Source organism: Marinobacterium rhizophilum (assembly GCF_024397915.1).
Classification (GTDB): domain Bacteria; phylum Pseudomonadota; class Gammaproteobacteria; order Pseudomonadales; family Balneatricaceae; genus Marinobacterium_A; species Marinobacterium_A rhizophilum_A.
This window is the reverse complement of record NZ_CP073347.1, coordinates 4,684,636-4,701,913: the sequence shown is the minus strand read 5'-3', so window position 1 is coordinate 4,701,913 and position 17,278 is coordinate 4,684,636. Positions and strand designations below refer to the sequence as shown.

The 17,278-nt window shown below is 62.9% G+C and carries 16 protein-coding genes; 3 read left to right on the top strand and 13 right to left on the bottom strand.

Features of this window, described 5'->3' with window-relative positions; genetic code table 11:
* Positions 1–389 precede the first annotated feature (389 nt).
* Positions 390–1,097 (top strand): GntR family transcriptional regulator, encoded by a 708-nt coding sequence (locus tag KDW95_RS21280; RefSeq protein WP_255853772.1) that lies wholly within the window; start codon positions 390–392, stop codon positions 1,095–1,097.
* A gap of 94 nt (positions 1,098–1,191) precedes the next feature.
* Here KDW95_RS21280 and KDW95_RS21275 read toward each other — a convergent pair whose 3' ends face one another.
* Positions 1,192–2,322: an oxidoreductase gene (locus tag KDW95_RS21275; protein ID WP_255853771.1), complete on the bottom strand. Its 1,131-nt coding sequence runs from the start codon at positions 2,320–2,322 to the stop codon at positions 1,192–1,194.
* 100 nt (positions 2,323–2,422) lie between these two features.
* On the opposite strand from KDW95_RS21275, the gene KDW95_RS21270 reads away from it, so the two are divergent.
* Positions 2,423–3,319, top strand: a complete 897-nt coding sequence (locus tag KDW95_RS21270) for a LysR family transcriptional regulator (protein ID WP_255853770.1) — start codon at positions 2,423–2,425, stop codon at positions 3,317–3,319.
* A gap of 9 nt (positions 3,320–3,328) precedes the next feature.
* Here the strand turns inward: KDW95_RS21270 and KDW95_RS21265 are convergent, their stop codons facing one another.
* From KDW95_RS21265 to KDW95_RS21235, 7 genes are all read right to left on the bottom strand, one after another.
* The gene (locus KDW95_RS21265) at positions 3,329–4,558 is read right to left on the bottom strand and encodes an ABC transporter substrate-binding protein (protein WP_255853769.1); all 1,230 of its coding nucleotides are present in this window, start codon (positions 4,556–4,558) and stop codon (positions 3,329–3,331) included.
* A gap of 12 nt (positions 4,559–4,570) precedes the next feature.
* A complete protein-coding gene (locus KDW95_RS21260) occupies positions 4,571–5,605 on the bottom strand; it encodes a CobW family GTP-binding protein (RefSeq protein WP_255853768.1) in 1,035 nt (344 codons plus the stop codon).
* Entirely contained in the window at positions 5,602–5,916 is a 315-nt protein-coding gene (locus KDW95_RS21255; RefSeq protein ID WP_255853767.1) for a hypothetical protein, read from the bottom strand. Before KDW95_RS21255 ends, KDW95_RS21260 begins: the two co-directional genes overlap by 4 nt.
* 70 nt (positions 5,917–5,986) lie before the next feature.
* On the bottom strand, positions 5,987–6,142 hold the full coding sequence (locus KDW95_RS21250) for a hypothetical protein (protein ID WP_255853766.1): 156 nt from the start codon (positions 6,140–6,142) through the stop codon (positions 5,987–5,989).
* 314 nt (positions 6,143–6,456) lie between these two features.
* Complete coding sequence (locus tag KDW95_RS21245) at positions 6,457–7,338, bottom strand: polysaccharide deacetylase family protein (protein WP_255853765.1); 882 nt, start codon at positions 7,336–7,338, stop codon at positions 6,457–6,459.
* 13 nt (positions 7,339–7,351) lie between these two features.
* A complete protein-coding gene (locus KDW95_RS21240) occupies positions 7,352–8,716 on the bottom strand; it encodes an amidase (RefSeq protein ID WP_255853764.1) in 1,365 nt (454 codons plus the stop codon).
* Positions 8,717–8,758: 42 nt separating this feature from the next.
* Positions 8,759–10,246, bottom strand: coding sequence for an NCS1 family transporter (locus KDW95_RS21235; protein WP_255853763.1), 1,488 nt, complete (start codon positions 10,244–10,246; stop codon positions 8,759–8,761).
* A 544-nt stretch (positions 10,247–10,790) separates the two neighbouring features.
* Here KDW95_RS21235 and KDW95_RS21230 point away from each other — a divergent pair.
* Positions 10,791–11,792 carry a GntR family transcriptional regulator gene (locus KDW95_RS21230; protein WP_255853762.1) on the top strand — a complete coding sequence of 334 codons (1,002 nt, stop codon included), beginning with the start codon at positions 10,791–10,793 and terminating at the stop codon, positions 11,790–11,792.
* An 84-nt stretch (positions 11,793–11,876) separates the two neighbouring features.
* Here the strand turns inward: KDW95_RS21230 and KDW95_RS21225 are convergent, their stop codons facing one another.
* The 5 genes from KDW95_RS21225 to KDW95_RS21205 all read right to left on the bottom strand — a co-directional run bounded on the left by KDW95_RS21225 (position 11,877) and on the right by KDW95_RS21205 (position 17,081).
* On the bottom strand, positions 11,877–13,175 hold the full coding sequence (locus tag KDW95_RS21225) for a TRAP transporter large permease (protein ID WP_255853761.1): 1,299 nt from the start codon (positions 13,173–13,175) through the stop codon (positions 11,877–11,879).
* Positions 13,176–13,229: 54 nt separating this feature from the next.
* Positions 13,230–13,745, bottom strand: a complete 516-nt coding sequence (locus KDW95_RS21220; RefSeq protein WP_255853760.1) for a TRAP transporter small permease — start codon at positions 13,743–13,745, stop codon at positions 13,230–13,232.
* An 83-nt stretch (positions 13,746–13,828) separates the two neighbouring features.
* Positions 13,829–14,851, bottom strand: a complete 1,023-nt coding sequence (locus KDW95_RS21215) for a TRAP transporter substrate-binding protein (protein ID WP_255853759.1) — start codon at positions 14,849–14,851, stop codon at positions 13,829–13,831.
* A gap of 50 nt (positions 14,852–14,901) precedes the next feature.
* Positions 14,902–16,335 carry an amidase gene (locus tag KDW95_RS21210; RefSeq protein ID WP_255853758.1) on the bottom strand — a complete coding sequence of 478 codons (1,434 nt, stop codon included), beginning with the start codon at positions 16,333–16,335 and terminating at the stop codon, positions 14,902–14,904.
* Positions 16,335–17,081: an aspartate/glutamate racemase family protein gene (locus KDW95_RS21205; RefSeq protein ID WP_255853757.1), complete on the bottom strand. Its 747-nt coding sequence runs from the start codon at positions 17,079–17,081 to the stop codon at positions 16,335–16,337. The genes KDW95_RS21210 and KDW95_RS21205 overlap by 1 nt, the downstream gene beginning before the upstream one ends.
* Between the last annotated feature and the right edge of the window lie 197 nt (positions 17,082–17,278).

Sequence of the window (17,278 nt, the reverse complement as noted above, 5' to 3'; positions counted from 1 at the left end):
GCCCCTTGCACCTTGCACCTTGAACCTCGCTCCCCGCACCATAAACGGGCACGAAAGCGTCATGAAAACGCATATTAAATTAATAATTCAATATTTTTAATTTATAAGAAGAATGTAACTCGTTGTTTTAAATATGATAAAAGCAAGAATTCTGGCGCCTGCACCCCATTGAGGCACAGGCCGATTGACCTGCCCCCGAGGCGACACTAGAATCAACATAATTATGAATTAAATATTCCAGAAGCCTGTCTTGAGCCGGAACAGGAACCGGTCCTCACCCGCGGCCTGCCCCCGGGCACACAGACAGGAATCGTCGCCGCCCGATATCAGGCACTTCGTCGCCCTTGATCGCAGCCGGCTCGCGCGTTACAGAACTGAGGAAGTTAGGCATGAATCAAAGCGTCCGGCTCACACACAGCGTCCGGCGACGCCTGCTGCACGAGGATGTTGCCGAACACCTGCGCACCATGATTACCGAGGAAACCCTGGCCGAGGGCAGCCGGGTGGATGAGGTAGAGCTCTGCGCCCTGCTGGATATATCCCGCACTCCGCTGCGCGAGGCACTCAAGGTTCTGCAAAGCGAAGGGCTGATCAGTATCGAGCCTCACCGCGGAGCCCGCGTCACGGCAATGAACGAAGCCGAGCTGAACGAACTGTTTGATGTACTCGCTGGACTGGAGCGCCTGGCGGCGGAACTTGCGGCAACGCGGGCCAGCGATGCCGAGCTGGAGGCCTTCCGGCTGCTGAACCTGGAGATGGAAGCCAGGTACCGGGCGCGGGACCCCCGCGCCTACTTCGCCCTTAACCTGCAGGTACACCAGCAGGTAATCGACCTGTCCGGCAACCGCCAGCTGCAGCGGGTGCACAGCCTGCTCAGCGGCCGCACCCGCCGCGGACGCTACTTCTCGACCCTGTCCGATGCCCACTGGGATGAATCGGTGCAGGAACACCGGGCGCTGGTCGGGGCCCTGCTGGCCCGGGACGGCAAGCAGGCCGGACGCATCCTGTTCGACCATGTCAATAAAACTGGCGACACCATCCTCGGCATGATGCAGCAAACCAGAACCGGCCAGGGGCGCAGGACAGCTGAACGCTGAAAAGCCCCGCAGGGCGCGATACACAAAAAAATGCCGCAGGCACGGGCCTGCGGCATCTAGCGGACCGCCTGGTAGACCAGGCGAAATCATCAGCTCACAGCGTCGACTCCACCTGGCCGCCAGCGCTGCGCTCGGTAAAGTAACGCTGCGCATTTTCCAGATCCGCCCGCGGTGCCAGCAACGCAAAATCAAACCCGCGCAGTTCGCTGCCCTCGCAGACCCGCCGGGCCCAGTCGGGATTGGCCAGTGCCGCCTTGCCGAGCGCGACAAGTGCAGCGCCCTGCTCCTGCACCAGGCGCAACGCCTGATCACCCGCCTCAACACCGCCATTGGCAATCACCGGCACGCCACCGAAACGGGCCGCCAGGCTGGCAAGGGAGTCGCTGCCCTCAAAGGCAGGCGCTGCGGCATCCGGCTCCGTGGTATGGATATAGTCCGCACCGGCCTGTGCAATGGTCGAGAATATCGTTGCGGCGGCGGCTTCAGCCTCGGGCCAGCGATGCTGATCATCATTGACCTTTGTCTGCGAGATTCGCACACCCACCACGAAATCTTTTGCCGTGACGTGCCGAACCGCCTGAATCACCTCGCAGATCAAGCGCACACGATTCTCCGGACGGCCACCGTAGGCATCGGTTCGCGCATTGGTGCTGACCGAGAGGAACTGATCCAGCAGGTAGCCGTTGGCGCCGTGAATTTCCACGCCATCAAATCCCGCCGCCTGTGCCAGTAGTGCCGCGTCGGCAAAGCCGCGTATCGCCGTATCGATATCGGAGACGGTCATCGCCCTGGGCAAGGCATAGCTGCCGACACCGTCATAAAAGGACATCTGCTGCCCCCTGGGCTGAATCGCCGACGGCCCCGCCGTATCGCTCGAGAAGGCATTGAACTGTGACAGGGCACCGGCATGCATCAGCTGTGCAATGCTGCGAGCGCCAGCCGCATGCAACGCCTGGTTGAGCGGCTTCCAGCTCTCGCCCTGGGCCTGGCAGGTCAACCCCGGCTGGCCCTGGTAACCCTGGCTGTACACCCGGTCTGTATAGAGCCCTTCGGTGATGACCAGGCCAAAACCGCCTTCGGCGAAACCGCGGTAATACTCGATCATCTGATCGGTAACGAGGCCATCCGCACCGGCACTCACCCTTGTCATCGGCGCCACCGCAAGGCGGTTGCCAAGCGGCAGGCGACCCAGGCGGGTGGATTCGAAAAGACGATGATTCGACATGGCTAAACTCCGTGATAGTCAGAAAGAAGCCAGTCTATTCATTGCCCAATGGTTGAATAAGACCAATAATGTTAATTGATTATTAACCAATGGTTTATTAATGGCAGCACTGAACCAGCTTGAGAGCCTGCGGATTTTCCGCGCGGTGGTGGAATGCGGCAACTTCACCGCGGCGGCGAAGCGTCTCGATTGCACCACCGCCTGGGTTTCGAAAGCCATCAACCGGCTCGAAGCCGAGCTGGAAAACACCCTGTTTCAGCGCAGTACCCGGCATATCCGGCTCACGGCGGCGGGCGAACGCTGCTACCAGCACGCGCTGCACCTGCTCGACGGCTGGAAAGCGCTGGAAGATGACCTGTCGCGGGAGAAGCAGGTGGCCGCGGGAAGGCTGAACATCAGCATACCCATGTCGTGGGGACTGAGCTGCTTTGGCGCCCTGTCGACGCAGTTCATGCAACGCTACCCCGGTATTGAGTTGAATGTTCAGCTGAGCGACGACTACGTGAATGTACTGGAGGATCGGTTTGACCTGGTGCTGCGCCTGGCCACCGAACTGTCGGACAGTTCGCTGATCTGCCAGCGCCTGGCAAGCTATCGCCACATTACCTGCGCGGCGCCGGCCTACCTGGAGCGGTACGGCCGGCCTTCGAGCCCGTCGGAGCTGGGTCAGCACCAGTGCCTGGTTTTCGCACGCGCCAGCCAGGCGTCGCCCTGGCGTTTCAGGCACGGCATGCAACGCCAGGATATCTACCCGTCGGCCCGGATGGTTTCGAATAACAGCATGCTGCTGCGCCAGGCATTGCTGGCCGGAGAAGGCATCGCCTTTATGCTCGACTTCCTGGTGGATGAGGATCTGGCGGCGGGGCGCCTGGTGCCCCTGCTGCAGGAATTTCAGGCCGCGCCACTCAACCTCTATGCCCTGATGGTCAAAACCTCCCACCAGCCCTACCCGCTGCAGCTGTTGCGACAGTTCCTGCGCCAGCAACTGTCGGCCTGAGCGCCCTGATCAGGCCGACATGAAGTCGTTCCAGCGCCGCACCAGGTAGTTGTGCTCATCCATTACCGAATTCCACACGGCAACACGGCTCATGCGGTTTTCATAGGAGCCGCCATCACGCACCTCGCCCTGGGGAATCATGGGCGCGCCCTCGGGTCCCGGCAGCTCCATCGGCGCCGGCTCCCCCTGGTACCAGTACGCCCACTCGGCGTCGCTCAGGTACAGCCGGGCCCGCTCGGGGTTCGAGACGTAGTAGCCCTGGCGGGCAATAACGGCACCCGCCCAGCCGGACATCCACCAGTTCATGTAGTCATAGGCGGCATCCAGCACCCGGCCCCTGGCGTGGGTGGAAATCGCCATGCCACCATACCAGGCGCGATAACCCTCCTTGGGTGCGGCGCTTTTCACCCGGATGCCGGCTTTCCTGAGCTCGACAAAGGACGGTGACCAGAGACTCTCGATACCCACGGCCCCCCGCGCCATCTGCTCGGCCGCCTCGCCGTAGTTGCCCCAGAATGCCCTGAAATGCCCCTGCCGCTTGCGCTTGATGAGAATGTCGATCAGCACGTCGATTTCTTCCACCGTCAGGTTGCCGATATCCCCGAACTCGGCCAGCCCGGCGGCCTGAACCGCCAGGGCCGCATCGATCGCACCTATGGCGCTGTCGTTCTGCAGGCCGACCCGACCCCGCCAGCGCTCGTCCAGCAGCCAGGCCCAGCTTTCCTGCTCCCGCTCCATCCCCGCCGGCAACATGTCCAGCCGGTAGCCGAAACTGTCGGCATTGTGCGTGACCGGCAGCATGCTGATCTGCTCCGCGGGCCGGGCCCCGAGACTCCCGTCCGGCTGCACGAACAGCCGCTGCGCCGGCGTTCCGCCCAGGCCCATGTTGGTAGCGGGAAGCAGCCGGCCGGTTTTGGGCAAGCTGTTGATCTCGTCCCAGCAACGGAGACGCCGGATATCGATGGGCTGAATGGCGCGGGCGGGCCAGACGAAATCGATGTTGTGGAACCACTGGTCATAGACATCGAAGCTGTCGGGCGACATGACGCCAACGCGCTGCGCCGCCACGCCATCCAGCACCTTGAACTCGATATTGATCCCGAGGTCCTGGCGGGCCTGCTGCCGGATCTGCTCCAGCAGCGTGACCGAAGTCCCCAGTACGCGGAGCGTCACCGCATTGCGCTTGATGGCGGGCGCCCGGTCGGCGAAGGCACCCTGGGTTACATCTGTAGTCGTCATCGGAAAAAAGGCCTATACGGGCAGACAGCGTAAGAAAACGGCACACGAGTGCTCTATGGTACGCGCATCCAGCCCCCGGGTGATAAACACCAGGCGCGAACGCCGCTCGTCATCGGGCCAGGCTGACAGGTGCGTCGGTGGATGTACCACGTGCTGCACGCCCTGAATGGCAACCGGCGTGGCAGAACCCTCGATATGCAGCAGACCCTTGACCCGCAGGATATTGCGACCGTGCCGGTTGAGCAACAGTGACAGCCAGAGACCGAAGGCCGTCCAGTCGATCTGCCGGTCGAACTCAAGACAGAACGACGCCGTTTCTGCCAAATGGCCGCCGGATCGGTGCCCGCCAGCCGCCTTCGAGGCCCCGGCCGGATAGAACGCCTTGCGGGCGGTCACGGGGCGCAGCCGGCCATCGGCAACCCGGGCCGGCGGCAGAATCTCGTCGATCGGCAGCACATCGTCGCAGGCCTCGGTAACAGGGGCGAGCGGGTTCAGCGCTGCCAGCTGCGCCCTGACCTGCTGCGCCCGGGCAGCGGGTACCAGGTCGGTTTTGGTCAGGACCAGCTGATCGGCGGCGCTCAGCTGCTCGGCCCAGACGGGCTCGTGACGGTGCGTTTCCAGCGCGTTCAGCGCATCGACCACCGTTACCACCCCGCCGAGTCGAAAGTGGTGCCGGATCACGGGGTCCGCCGCCAGGGTTGCCAGAATGGGGGCCGGCTCCGCCAGCCCCGTCGTCTCCAGTACAACACGCCTGAAGGCGGGAAGCTCACCGCGCTGACGCCGGGAAAACAGATCACGCAGGGCGTCCGCCAGCTCGCCCCTGATGGTGCAGCAGACACAGCCGCTGTCCAGCAACAGGGTGTCCGGCGCCACTTCGCCCAGCAGCAGGTGATCAAGCCCCACCTCGCCAAACTCGTTCACCAGCACCGCGGTATCGCCAAAAGCCTCGCTGGCGAGCAGGCGCGAGAGCAGCGAGGTTTTGCCACTGCCCAGAAAACCGGTCAGCACATGCACCGGAATGACGTCGAAATCCGTCGCCGCACTCATGCTGGCATCCCCTGCTGCAAGCGCTCCAGCAGGTCCGGGTCCAGCGGATCCAGCCGGGCACCGGATAGCGCGTCGGCCTGGCGCCACAGCGCTCCAAGATCCGAGACCATCTCCTGCTTGCCCGTGGCGCTGGACAACACATAGGACGCGCCCTGGAAGTCCTCGAGCCTGAGCCGGCTTAACCCCAGAATGCGATTGGCCTGCGCAATGCGTCGATAGCGTTCCCGGCGCCGAGCCGCCGTGTCCGCAGCCGTGTGACCGTCTGTTGTCCAGTGATCCTCGCGCCCGAGGGTGCCGCATAGTCCACACATAGATACCTCCACTCGTCATCAAGATGCGTGATGCTGCGCAGTGCACGCCCCAACCTGCGGCAGATAAACGTCAGACCGCGCGTGGCTGGCGCTTGCTGAAGTCGTCCGCAATTTCAGCGAAGGTGCACAAGTGCACGCCCGCATGGGACTGCATGTGCTCGATCAGCCGCTCCGGCATCATCAGGTCCCGACCGAACACATCCGGGTGTATCGTCAAGGTCCACACATAGATACCTCCACTCGTCATCAAGAGGCGTGATGCTGCGCAGTGCACGCCCCAACCTGCGCCAACCCAGGCCGCCAGGATAAACGTCAGACCGCGCGTGGCTGGCGCTTGCTGAAGTCATCCGCAATTTCATCGAAGGTGCACAAGCGCACGCCCGCATGGGACTGCATGTGCTCGATCAGCCGCTCCGGCATCATCAGCCTTTAAGTGCCGACCGAAGCCATCCGGGTGTATCGTCAAGTCCACACATAGCGGGCTCCTCCAACGGCGAAGGCCGGTTTCCAGAGCTGCAGGAAACCGGGCCTCTGTCGCACTTACTTGCTGCGCGGACTGCGTTTGGCGAAGTCGTCCGCAATTTCATCGAAGGTGCAGAAGCGCACGCCCGCATGGGACTGCATGTGCTCGATCAGCCGCTCCAGCATCATCAGCACCTGGGGCCGGCCCGACACATCCGGGTGTATCGTCATGGTGAAGGCCGCGTAGTCGCTCTCCCGGTACACCCAGTCGAACTGGTCGCGCCACATGCTTTCGACATCCCGTGGATTGACGAAACCATGACTGTTGGGCGCCTTCTTGATAAACATCATCGGCGGCAGGTCATCGAGGTACCAGTTGGCCGGGATCTCGATCAGGTCGGTTTCTTCACCGCGCTGCAGCGGCTTCATCCACTCGCGGGGATGCTTGGAGTAATCGATCTTGGTCCAGGAGTCGCCAACCCGCACGTAGTAAGGGTGGAAATCATTGTGCATCAGACTGTGATCGTACTTGATGCCGCGCTCGAGCAGCAGCTCATTGGTCACCGGGCTGAATTCCCACCAGGGCGCCACATAGCCGGTCGGGCGCTTACCACTCAACTCGGTCACCAGCTCGATACTGCGATCCAGGATCGCCGCCTCCTGCTCGCGCGTCATGGCGATGGGGTTTTCGTGGCTGTAGCCATGCACACCGATCTCGTGACCGGCATCGGCCACCGCCTTCATCTGCGCAGGAAAGGTCTCGATCGAGTGCCCCGGGATAAACCAGGTCGTTTTGAGGTTGTAGCGCTCGAACAGTTTCAGCAGTCGCGGGCTGCCGACTTCGCCGGCGAAAAGCCCGCGGGAAATATCGTCCGGCGAGTCCTCGCCGCCGTAGGAGCCAAGCCAGCCGGCGACGGCATCAACATCGACTCCAAACGCACAGAGAATTTCTTTAGCCATGGTCTTGTCCTCGTTAAATTTGATTAAGCACACGCTCTACCAGGAGCGCGATGGGAACCAACCGGTCATCCTCACCGGTCGGGAGTGATAGTTGCAGACTGGTGAACTGCCCATCGCCATCGATGCCCGTGGGCAGCGCAAAGGTGGGCAGATCCAGATAGCTGCCAATCATGGTCAGGCGCAGCGTCGCCAGGTTGACCCGTGCGAACAGCTCGTCACTGGCCAGCAGCGGTTCCAGCAAGGGTGCGGTATGGGCGACCGTCGGCAGCATCAGCACGGCGCCGTCGAGCTCCGCCGCCAGTGCCCGCTGCAGCTGCGTACGCTGCTGATACAGTGTGACCACCGCATCCACCGGCATCGATGCCGCCGCCAGCAGACGGGTCCGCACCCGCGGGTCGAGCAACGCGGCACCGGCGCTGTCGAGCAGTGCCCGATGTTCCGTATAGGCCTCCGCCGCCCCCAGCCAGCCGACGCGCTCGATCAGCCCGCGCACCGCGGCCACGGCTTGCAGCCTGCGCCGCTGCACGACAACACCCCGCCGTTGCAGCTGTGCAACGGCGATTTCCAGGTTGTCCCGTACGGCAGGGGCCAGCTCGGGATCTTCCAGCACGCCCATATCCAGCACAACGCGACAGTCCGCAGGCACAGCCTGTGCCGGCAGCGGGCCCGTCCGCCCCGCCATGCAGGCCTCGAACACCGCGCAGTCGGCCACCGTCCTGGCAACAGGCCCGAGGCTGTCCAGGGTGCGGGACAGCGCCAGGACGCCCCCCCGATCGTGCCGTGCAGACGAGGTCCTGAAACCCACCAGGCCATTGAATGCCGCCGGGATACGTATCGACCCCGCCGTATCCGTGGCAACGCCGATGGCCGCACAGCCGGTGGCCACTGCCACGGCGGAGCCGGATGAGGAGCCGCCCGGCACACGCCGGGCATCGCCACCCTGGGGATTGTGCGGCGTGCCAAAGTGCGGATTCAGTCCAAGCCCGGAATAGGCCAGCTCACTCAGGTTGGTCTTGCCGATCGATACGACCCCGGCCGCGGCGGCCCGGCGCACAACCGCCGCATCCGCAGCGGCCGGTTCCGCCTGAGCGAAAACCCGGGAGCCGGCAGTGGTCACCGTTCCCTGCACATCGAACAGGTCCTTCCAGGCCACCGGAACACCGTCCAGCGGCCCCAGTCGGCACCCGGCCTGCGCCCGCTGGCGCGCCGCCTTTGCCTCGGCACGCGCCCGCTCGGCCATGGTCGAGATGAAAACGCCGGATGACTGCTGTGCCTGTTGCAGGCAGGACTCCACCAGCTCCAGCGGATCCAGCTGCTGCTCGGCGATGGCCTGCCCCGCTGCGAGTGCAGAGGCGTAGTCGGTCAGGTATTGCGCCATGACTCTGGCTCCTGTCTTGAACTGAAATGACTGGGTGCAGCCCTAGGTTTTTTTCGCCGGCGTACGGGCAAAGTTGCCGTTCCCGCTGTGCTCCCAGTTCATGCCGACGGAAGTGGCCAAGTAACGTTCACTGTAGCCGGAGTCAACTTCGGCCTGCGGGTACCGGGGCAGGATCCACAGTTTCATCAGGATCAGGTAAACAACCAGGGCGGTGGCGAAGCCGACAACATAGGCATAGGTCAGGAAGCACAGTGCCAGCCCGCCGCCCAGGACCCAGGCGATCATGGCAGCCGGGTTCACACCCCTGGCGAAGCGATACTGGCCCTGGGCACGGTACAGGTCCGGCACGTTCAGGCGGCGCCGGCGCACCAGGTAATAATCCGCCACGATAATGCCGCCTACCGCGGACAGCAGGGCACCGTAGTAGCCCAGAAAGGTGAAGAGGTTATCCAGAATCAGCCAGGGCATGGCCAGGGTACCGATGACACCGGCCAGCACGATGCCCTTGGCATAGGACAGGCGCGGCGCCGCAGCGTTGACAAAGGTCAGTGCCGCCGGGATCAGGTTGGCCGAGTTATTGGTGGACCACTGCGCCAGAATCACCATAACCAACAATACGACCAGGCTGGCCCCCTGGCCCTGCTGCTGAATAACGCTCACCGGGTTCCAGTCGCCCGCCGCGATAAAGGAGGCGGCACCGATTAGGGCAATCCAGGCCTGGGTAAAGGGCAGGGCTATGAACTGCGCGACGAAGACATTGCGGTTACGGCGCATAAAGCTGCGGGCGCCGCCTTGCGTACGCAGGTAGCGTGTCAGGTTTGGAATATCCACGGCCAGCGCCGACCAGAACGACATGTTGGCGATAAACAGCGCCACCACCGACACCTGCCCGGTCCCCTGGAAGGTCCAGATATTCAGCCCCTGGGCCACGGCCAGGTTATCCAGCGTGAAATACATCCACACGGAGATGCCGATAATGGCGGGGGCGGCAATGCTGGCCAGTACCTCGACGGCCTTGATGCCCATCGCCGTGTTGATGACCTGCACCGCCGCGAAGACGGCATACCAGACAAACCAGTTACTGAAACCGGTCAGGTACTCGACGATACCGTTCAGCGCCAGGGCGCCCAGGTAGGTCTGGATACCAAACCAGAGTGCGGCCACGATACCGCGGGACACCGCCGGCAAATGGGTGCCAAAAACACCAAAGGGTGCCCGCAGGTAAACGGCAAAGGACAGCCCGTGTTCGGTGCCAATATCCGCCGTCAGGGTCATGACAATGCCCAGCGCCATATTGGCCAGCAGGATCGTCAAGATCACGGTACTCAGCGGCAGGCCCGAAACCCCGCCGGCACCGAGCTGAAAGGTGGCGATGATCACCGCCATGCCCACCCACATCGCGATAAATCCGAAGAACCCGATGGTTCTCTGATCAAGCCTGACGGGAAGTATCGACTTCTCGAGCAGGTGGTTTTCTCCCCCGGCCGCCACGTCCGGGCTTTCCTCGATGGTATTGACTACGCCAGTCATAACGGTTTCTCCGCCTGTGATTGTTATTGCTTCCGCCACGCCGGTACGCATTCAGACACCTGTAAACAGTCAGCCTGCAAGGCCCGGAACAGCAGATACCTGAAAACTTACGATAAACGACTATTGAATTCAACATACGTTTTTATTTTGATGAGAAAACATCAGCCTCCAGGTCATCGATCTGCATATCCGGAACACCCGGCAGCCCTGCCCAGCACCCTACCCACCACCCCGCCATGCGCCCGGCTGCGGCAGCTGGATTAACTACAGCCGGAGCCACGCCCAAGCAGCGCGCCAGGCAGCACAGCCTGAAGAACATTCATGCATTCCCCAGGGAAGCCGTGAAGTCCCGAGCATCACCCTGTAAACTGCACTGACGGGCAACGGCCCCGGCATCGTTGCGGGCGCCAGGGACACGAAAAGCACGACAATATGCCGTGAGCACCCGGGCGAAAAATGTCCTTTATATTTTAAAACCGATAAAACCACCCATGACGGATGGGGCAGTACTGGGCGCATGGCCCTCGGCAGGCGGGAAAACGATATGGAAAAACCAGGCAAGGACGGCTCTACCCGCCCTCGATACATGAAGATCCGGGATACCCTGCGTGCCTCCCTCACCCAGGGACGCATCAGCCCCGGGCTGGTCCTGCTGGAAGAACCGATCGCCCAGGTATTCGGCACCAGTCGCGCCCCGGTTCGGCGCGCACTCGAACTGCTGCACGACGAAGGCCTTATTTGCCGGTTTGACGGCCGCGGCTACCTGGCAGCGCAGCAGGCTGAACAGGTTGAACCCATACGCACAACCCTGTCGGAAAGCTCGCTGGGCCTGAGCCCTGCAACCACCACGGTCGACAACCGGCCGTCGGCGGATCGCATTTTTGCCCAGGTCGAAGAAGCCGTGGCGACCTGTATCGCCTTCGGTCATTTTCGGATACTGGAAACAGAGCTCAGCGAGCACTTCGGCGTCAGTCGCACCGTCACCCGTGAAGTGCTGGGGCGGCTCAAGGATCGCGGCCTGGTCGAGAAAAACCCGCACACAAACTGGGTCGCCGGCCCCCTGACCGCCCGGGCGGTTGCCGAGGACTACGAAATACGCATCCTGCTGGAGCCGGCAGCCCTGAAGGCCTCAGCACCGCACCTGGACCACCGCACGCTGCTGAACATGCGCGAAAGACTGCAAAGGCTGCTGGCGGATACCCAGGCGCCCACCAGCGCGGCCATTGCGGCGATCGAGCTGGACCTGCACGAACACTGCCTCCAGTACGCGAACAACCGCAAGGCGGCGGCGATCATCCGCCAGAGCCAGTTGCCGGTCATGGTGAACCGGATATTCTTCAACACCCTCGGCGCCAGCCCCCAGGAACCGGTGCTCATGGAACACAAGCTGGTACTGGACCATCTGCTGCACAATGCGATCGACGCCGCCGCGGCCAGCCTTGAGGCCCACCTGCGATCAGCCGCCGAACGCACCCGGCGCCGCCTCAAGGTGCTGTCGGTATTCCCGGAGCCCGAACTGCCTCCCTACCTGGTGCGCATTGCCTGAACAAAAGCCCGGATACGAAAACGCCCCCGGCAGGAACCGGGGGCGCAGATCACAGAGCTGTAGGGGCCTTGCTCCCCTGATCGACTAGCCGATCAGGGAGGGCAGGAACATGGAGATGGGTTTGACGTAGGTCACCAGCAGGATGACGATCACCTCGCAGATCACGAACGGGATCGCGTAACGCGCAGCCGTGGCGAAAGGCACCTTGCCCAGCTGCGAGGCCAGGAAGAGCCCCACCCCCACCGGCGGCGTCAGGTGCGCCATGGACAGGTTCACCGTCAGTACCGCACCGAAATGCACCAGGTCAAAACCGATCGCCAGCAGGGTGGGCTTGAACAGCGGCACCAGCAGGTACATGGCGGCGATGGGCTCCAGAAAGGCGCCGGACACGATCAGCACCAGGTTGAAGAACAGCAGGATCAGGATGGCGTTGCCACCACTGATATCCAGGATGTAACTGTTCAGCATGGTGGCCAGACCCTGGGTCTGCATCACCCAGCCATACACGGCGGAGGTGGCGATCAGCAACACGATAACGCCAATGGTGCGGCCGGACTCGAAGATCACATCCGGCAGCTGGGCAAAGGCAATCTGCTTGTACACCAGCCGGTCGATCACGAACAGGTAGACCACCGCCACGGCCGCCGCTTCCGTCGCTGTAAAGATGCCGCTATAGATACCGCCGAGGATAATCACCGGCGCCATCAGCCCCCAGAAGGCATCCTTGAAGGCGGCGAAAAAGGTTGCCAGATTGCGATCCTCGATATCCGCGCCCCTGTAGCCGCGCTTCCTGGAGATGAAGAGCACATAGCCGCCCAGGATCAGCAGCATGGTCAGGCCCGGCCCGACGCCGGCGGCAAACAGCTTGGGGATCGAGGTTTCGGTGATAACGCCATAGATGATAAAGCCAATGCTCGGCGGAATGACCACGCCGAAGGTGCAGCCGGCGGCGACCACCGCCACGGCAAAACCACGATCATAGCCGCGCTCCACCATGGGCCCCACCAGAAAACTCAGCGCCGCCACCGTGGCGATATTGGAGCCGGACATGGAACCCAGCATTGCGCCGGTCACCAGTACCGTCAGCGCAAGGCCGCCCGGCAGGGGCCCAAGCATCATCTCGGCCAGGCGCACCAGCTTGATGGCGATGCCGGTGCGGGTAATCAGGTTGCCGGCGATAATGAACAGCGGTGTCGCCAGCAGCGGAAAGGAGTCCAGCGCACCGGAAAAGACATAGGGCACCACGCTCAGCGGTGCGATTTCGAACACCACGAACGCCATCAGGCCGGCCATGCCGATGGCCACAAAAACAGGGACGTTCAGGGCCAGAAAGCCAAAGAACACCATCAGGCCGATAATGGCCGGATTCGCTAATAATTCCATAATTTACTCACTCGTCAGCGGCAGCTTGTCGCTCGGCCATGGCCTGGCGGCGTCTTATTGTTCGTGCTCTTCCAGCAACGGCTTGTCGACTCTGTACGCACCCAGAATCAAGCCCTGGATGGTACGCAGGAAGGCCAGTGAGAACGCCAGGAACATGCCACCATTGATCACCCAGACAGGAATCCCGGTGGTCATGCTGGACTGGCCGCTGGCCAGGGCGCGCAGGGTGGTGCCGTAACTGAGCCAGGCGAGAAAGCCGATAAACACCAGCATGCAGATGCCAACGATCACCTCGGTAACGCGCTGCCAGGCCGGTGGCAGCTTGTCCACCAGCAGCGGAATGCCGCCATGCTGGCCGGTCTTGCAGGCGGCGGCGGCGCCGAACAGCGCCCCCAGCAGAAACATGTAGCGGGCCAGCTCCTCCGACCAGGCAATGGAGTAGTGAAAAAAGAAGCGCGACAGCACGCCCATGAAAATCAGCACGACAATGGAACCGCAGAGCGTGACGACGGTTATTTTTTCCAGCCTGTCGAGCCAGCTGGTAGCTTTTGCAGCGACATATTTCATCATCAGTCCCCGTTGACGGCCCAGTGTACGGCCCGGGCGCACAACGGAACGCGGCCAGCCGGTCGCGATCCCTTGCGCCCAGCGCCTTAATTCAGCGCACTGACCTGCGCCTCGACTTCGCTTACCAGCTCAGCCCCGACCTTGTCCTTGAAGGTCGCATAAACCGGCGCCACCCTGGCCTTGAAGCCCGCCAGCGCCTCGGCGGACGGTGTCTGGATAGTGACGCCGGCATCCTGCATCACTTTCGCAAGCTCCGCCTCTTCACTGGCGGCCACCTCGCGCTGGTAGATCATGGCATCCTTGGCGGCCTGGCCCACCAGCGCCTGGTCTTCGGTCGACAAACGGCTCCAGAAGACGTTGCTGGCCAGCATGCCAATGGCCTCGAAGGAATAGTTCACCATCGCAATGTTCTTGCTGACTTCATAAAAGCGCGATGAATAGATCAGCGGAATCGGTGAAATGCCGCCATCAATGGCCCCGGCCTGCAGGGCGGTAAACACCTCGGCAAAGCTCATGGCCACCGGCACGGAGCCGATGGCGGACCAGGAGTCGAGGTACAGCTCCAGCCCGGGCGTGCGAATCTTCACGCCGCTGATATCATCCACGGTCTCGATGGGGCCCGGGTTGGTATAGAGCTGGAAGAAGCTGCCCGACCCCCAGGCCAGCGCGCGAATGCCCTGGGATTCCAGCTTGGCCGACAGCTTGTCACCCACCGGCCCGTCCATCACCGCCATGGCCGCGTCGGTATCGGGGAAAATCCAGGGCATGGAGACCACCACAAAGTCCGCATTGAGCTGGCTCAGCCAGGGCGTCGATTTCATGATGATGTCGATGGCACCGGCCTGGGCCATTTCCAGCTCCACGCGGTCATTGCCGCTCACCAGGGTGCCGTTGGCATAGACTTCCACCCGGTGCTTGTCGCCGCTGCGCTCCTCCACCAGTTCCTTGAACTTGTTGGCCGCCTTGACCCAGTTGGAGGAGTCCGACACCGTGGTGCTCAGGCGGATGGTATCGGCACTGGCAGAACTGATGCCAGCGAAGGCGCCGGCGGTGATGACCGCGGCGGCCAGCAGGCTTTTCAGGCTCGAATGTTTCAGAGTTACGTTCATGGTGTTACTCCTGTTACGTTCAGTGTAGATGGCGGGTACCATCCCTTAAGTCAGCCGAAAGGCCATTTGGGTGCGGCGAAGGCATGGCCGAACGCCTCTTCCACCGCGCGTCCGAGCGCCAGGGCGCGGCCATCCTGAAAGCGCGGCACGATAATCTGGGCCCCCATCGGCAAACCGTTGGCGGCCAGGCCGCAGGGCACCGAAATGGCGGCATGGAAGCTGTGGTTGATGATGGGGGTAAAAACCGCGTGTCCGCGGGGCGAGACCGCCTGCCCGTCAATGGTTTGGGGACCGAGCTCGGTAAAGGGCCAGGCGGTGCAAGGTGTCGTGGGGGTGAGTACCGCATCGCAGTGACTGAAGAGATCCGCCATTGAACGGTACAACTGGGCGCGCTCAAAATGCGCCGCGGCGACGGCGGCGCCCGACAACCCCATACCCTGCTCGATCTGGGCGCCGATATCGACATCGAACTGCTCCGGGTTGCGGCGCCACTGTTCACCATAGAGCGCCGCAAGGCCGGCAAACTGCAGCGTGGCAAAGGCCGCTTCACCGGCACCGGGAGGCCAGGCCGGGTCGCGCTCTTGCACGGTAGCACCGGCATCACGCAACACGGCGGCCACCTGCTCTATCGCTGCGGCCACCTCAGGCTCCACCGGCACATCCAGCCCCAGGCGCGGGCTCAGGGCAATGCGCAGGCCCTTTACCGGCGCCAGCGCCGCCCCCGCATCAAAGCCGGGAAGGCCCACCGGGGCATCGGGGTCCCGGGCATCACCGCCGGCCAGTACCGGCAGCAGCAGGCCCAGATCCGCCACCGAACGACTCATCAGACCAATAACACCATTGCCAAACAGCGGCTCCTGGAATCCCACGGGATGGGGAATCAGCCCCGCCGAGGGCTTGAAGCCGACAACGCCGGTATGGGAGGCCGGCCGGCGGGTCGAACCGCCGCCATCGGTACAGAGCGCGAAGGGACCGAGCCCGGCCGAGACCGCCGCCGCCGCCCCGCCGGACGAGCCGCCGGGGGTCATGTCGAGGTTCCAGGGGTTACGGGTCGGGCCATAAAGCTTGTTGGTGGTCACGCCCTTGCAGGCAAATTCGGAGCTGTTGCTGTGACCCAGTACCAGGGCGCCGGCCCGGCGCAGGCGCTGTACCGCCAGGGCATCCTGCGGGGCAACAAAGTCGGCAAACAGCCGGGAGCCCTGGGTGGCCTTGCGCCCCTGTACCCAGATCGTGTCCTTGACACTGAAGGGCACGCCAAGCAGTGGCGCCGGGCGGCCGGAACGCTGCAGCGCCTCAAGGTCCGCCAGCTGGCTGCGTAGCGCATCGCCATCGAAACGCACCAGGGCATTGATCCCGGGGTTGCGTGCATCCACCGCCGCTATAAAGGACTCGGCCACCTCGGCCAGGCTCACCTCGCCCCTGGCCACCGCAACCGCCAGGCTCGCGGCATCCAGCTCCGGCAGGCTATCGAGTAACCTGCTCATCAGCTGCGGTGCTCGATGCGCGCCGCCAGGGCAGCGCTGAGCCCGGTCGTATCCTTGGCACCGGGGCGACGATAGGTGCCGGTTTGCGGCGCCTCGAGATTAAGGCTGACCAGCGCCTCGATCTGCTTGATGGCTGCCGCACAGCAATCGATCATCGGCACCGGCACGCGGTGACGAATACGATCAGCCAGGCCCGACAGGGGCGCACCGGCCAGCACGATCACGTCGGCGCCGTTTTCCTGCACCGCCGCCAGCGCCAGCTCCGCCAGCAGTTCTTCCTTTTCCTCGCGCACCCCGCCGATAGACTTGAACGGCTGATCCAGCATGCGAATGGCACAGCAGCGGTCCTGCAGCTGGTTCCACTCCACGCACTCCTGGTACCAGGCGCCCAGCGCCGTGGAAAAGGTCACGATGGCGAATTTCTTGCCCAGCATGCAGGCCGTCAGCATGCCGGCCTCGGCCAGGCCAACGATGGGAATATCGAACAGTTCGCGCGCCGCACCCAGCCCAGGGTCTCCGAAGGCCGCCAGTATGGCACCGTCCACCTGGTCATGCTGCTGTGCCAGAATCTCCAGCGCCGCGCTGGCACCGATCACGGCTTCAGCGCGGTTGGCAATGTAAGGTACACCGTAGACGCCGGTCGCCGGCACGATTTCGGTGCCCGGCGCGGCATAGCGCCTTGCCACTTCGGCAAGCTGGGCCGTGAGCACTTCAGAGGTATTGGGATTGAGCAAAAGAATTTTCATGGGCGCCCCTTTAGCGGGTGTTTTTCAATGATACTGCCACCATATAATTCATAATTCAATATTTTTAGTTAAGGATTATATTCTCCAGGCCGAAGCCTTGCTGCCCGCCTGCCCCGCCCGCATGCCGGTTTTGACTGCCCCATACGCAAAGGGCCCGCTATACAGCGGGCCCATGGGGTATAGATCGAGGGTATGCA

What these genes read in the sequence shown, in the direction of transcription:
- KDW95_RS21205 (WP_255853757.1), bottom strand. Translation starts at nt 17,081, where the DNA reads ATGAAAATTCTTTTGCTCAATCCCAATACCTCTGAAGTGCTCACGGCC.
- KDW95_RS21245 (WP_255853765.1), bottom strand. Translation starts at nt 7,338, where the DNA reads ATGGCTAAAGAAATTCTCTGTGCGTTTGGAGTCGATGTTGATGCCGTC.
- KDW95_RS21280 (WP_255853772.1), top strand. Translation starts at nt 390, where the DNA reads ATGAATCAAAGCGTCCGGCTCACACACAGCGTCCGGCGACGCCTGCTG.
- KDW95_RS21270 (WP_255853770.1), top strand. Translation starts at nt 2,423, where the DNA reads ATGGCAGCACTGAACCAGCTTGAGAGCCTGCGGATTTTCCGCGCGGTG.
- KDW95_RS21275 (WP_255853771.1), bottom strand. Translation starts at nt 2,322, where the DNA reads ATGTCGAATCATCGTCTTTTCGAATCCACCCGCCTGGGTCGCCTGCCG.
- KDW95_RS21215 (WP_255853759.1), bottom strand. Translation starts at nt 14,851, where the DNA reads ATGAACGTAACTCTGAAACATTCGAGCCTGAAAAGCCTGCTGGCCGCC.
- KDW95_RS21230 (WP_255853762.1), top strand. Translation starts at nt 10,791, where the DNA reads ATGGAAAAACCAGGCAAGGACGGCTCTACCCGCCCTCGATACATGAAG.
- KDW95_RS21220 (WP_255853760.1), bottom strand. Translation starts at nt 13,745, where the DNA reads ATGATGAAATATGTCGCTGCAAAAGCTACCAGCTGGCTCGACAGGCTG.
- KDW95_RS21265 (WP_255853769.1), bottom strand. Translation starts at nt 4,558, where the DNA reads ATGACGACTACAGATGTAACCCAGGGTGCCTTCGCCGACCGGGCGCCC.
- KDW95_RS21240 (WP_255853764.1), bottom strand. Translation starts at nt 8,716, where the DNA reads ATGGCGCAATACCTGACCGACTACGCCTCTGCACTCGCAGCGGGGCAG.
- KDW95_RS21235 (WP_255853763.1), bottom strand. Translation starts at nt 10,246, where the DNA reads ATGACTGGCGTAGTCAATACCATCGAGGAAAGCCCGGACGTGGCGGCC.
- KDW95_RS21225 (WP_255853761.1), bottom strand. Translation starts at nt 13,175, where the DNA reads ATGGAATTATTAGCGAATCCGGCCATTATCGGCCTGATGGTGTTCTTT.
- KDW95_RS21260 (WP_255853768.1), bottom strand. Translation starts at nt 5,605, where the DNA reads ATGAGTGCGGCGACGGATTTCGACGTCATTCCGGTGCATGTGCTGACC.
- KDW95_RS21255 (WP_255853767.1), bottom strand. Translation starts at nt 5,916, where the DNA reads ATGTGTGGACTATGCGGCACCCTCGGGCGCGAGGATCACTGGACAACA.
- KDW95_RS21210 (WP_255853758.1), bottom strand. Translation starts at nt 16,335, where the DNA reads ATGAGCAGGTTACTCGATAGCCTGCCGGAGCTGGATGCCGCGAGCCTG.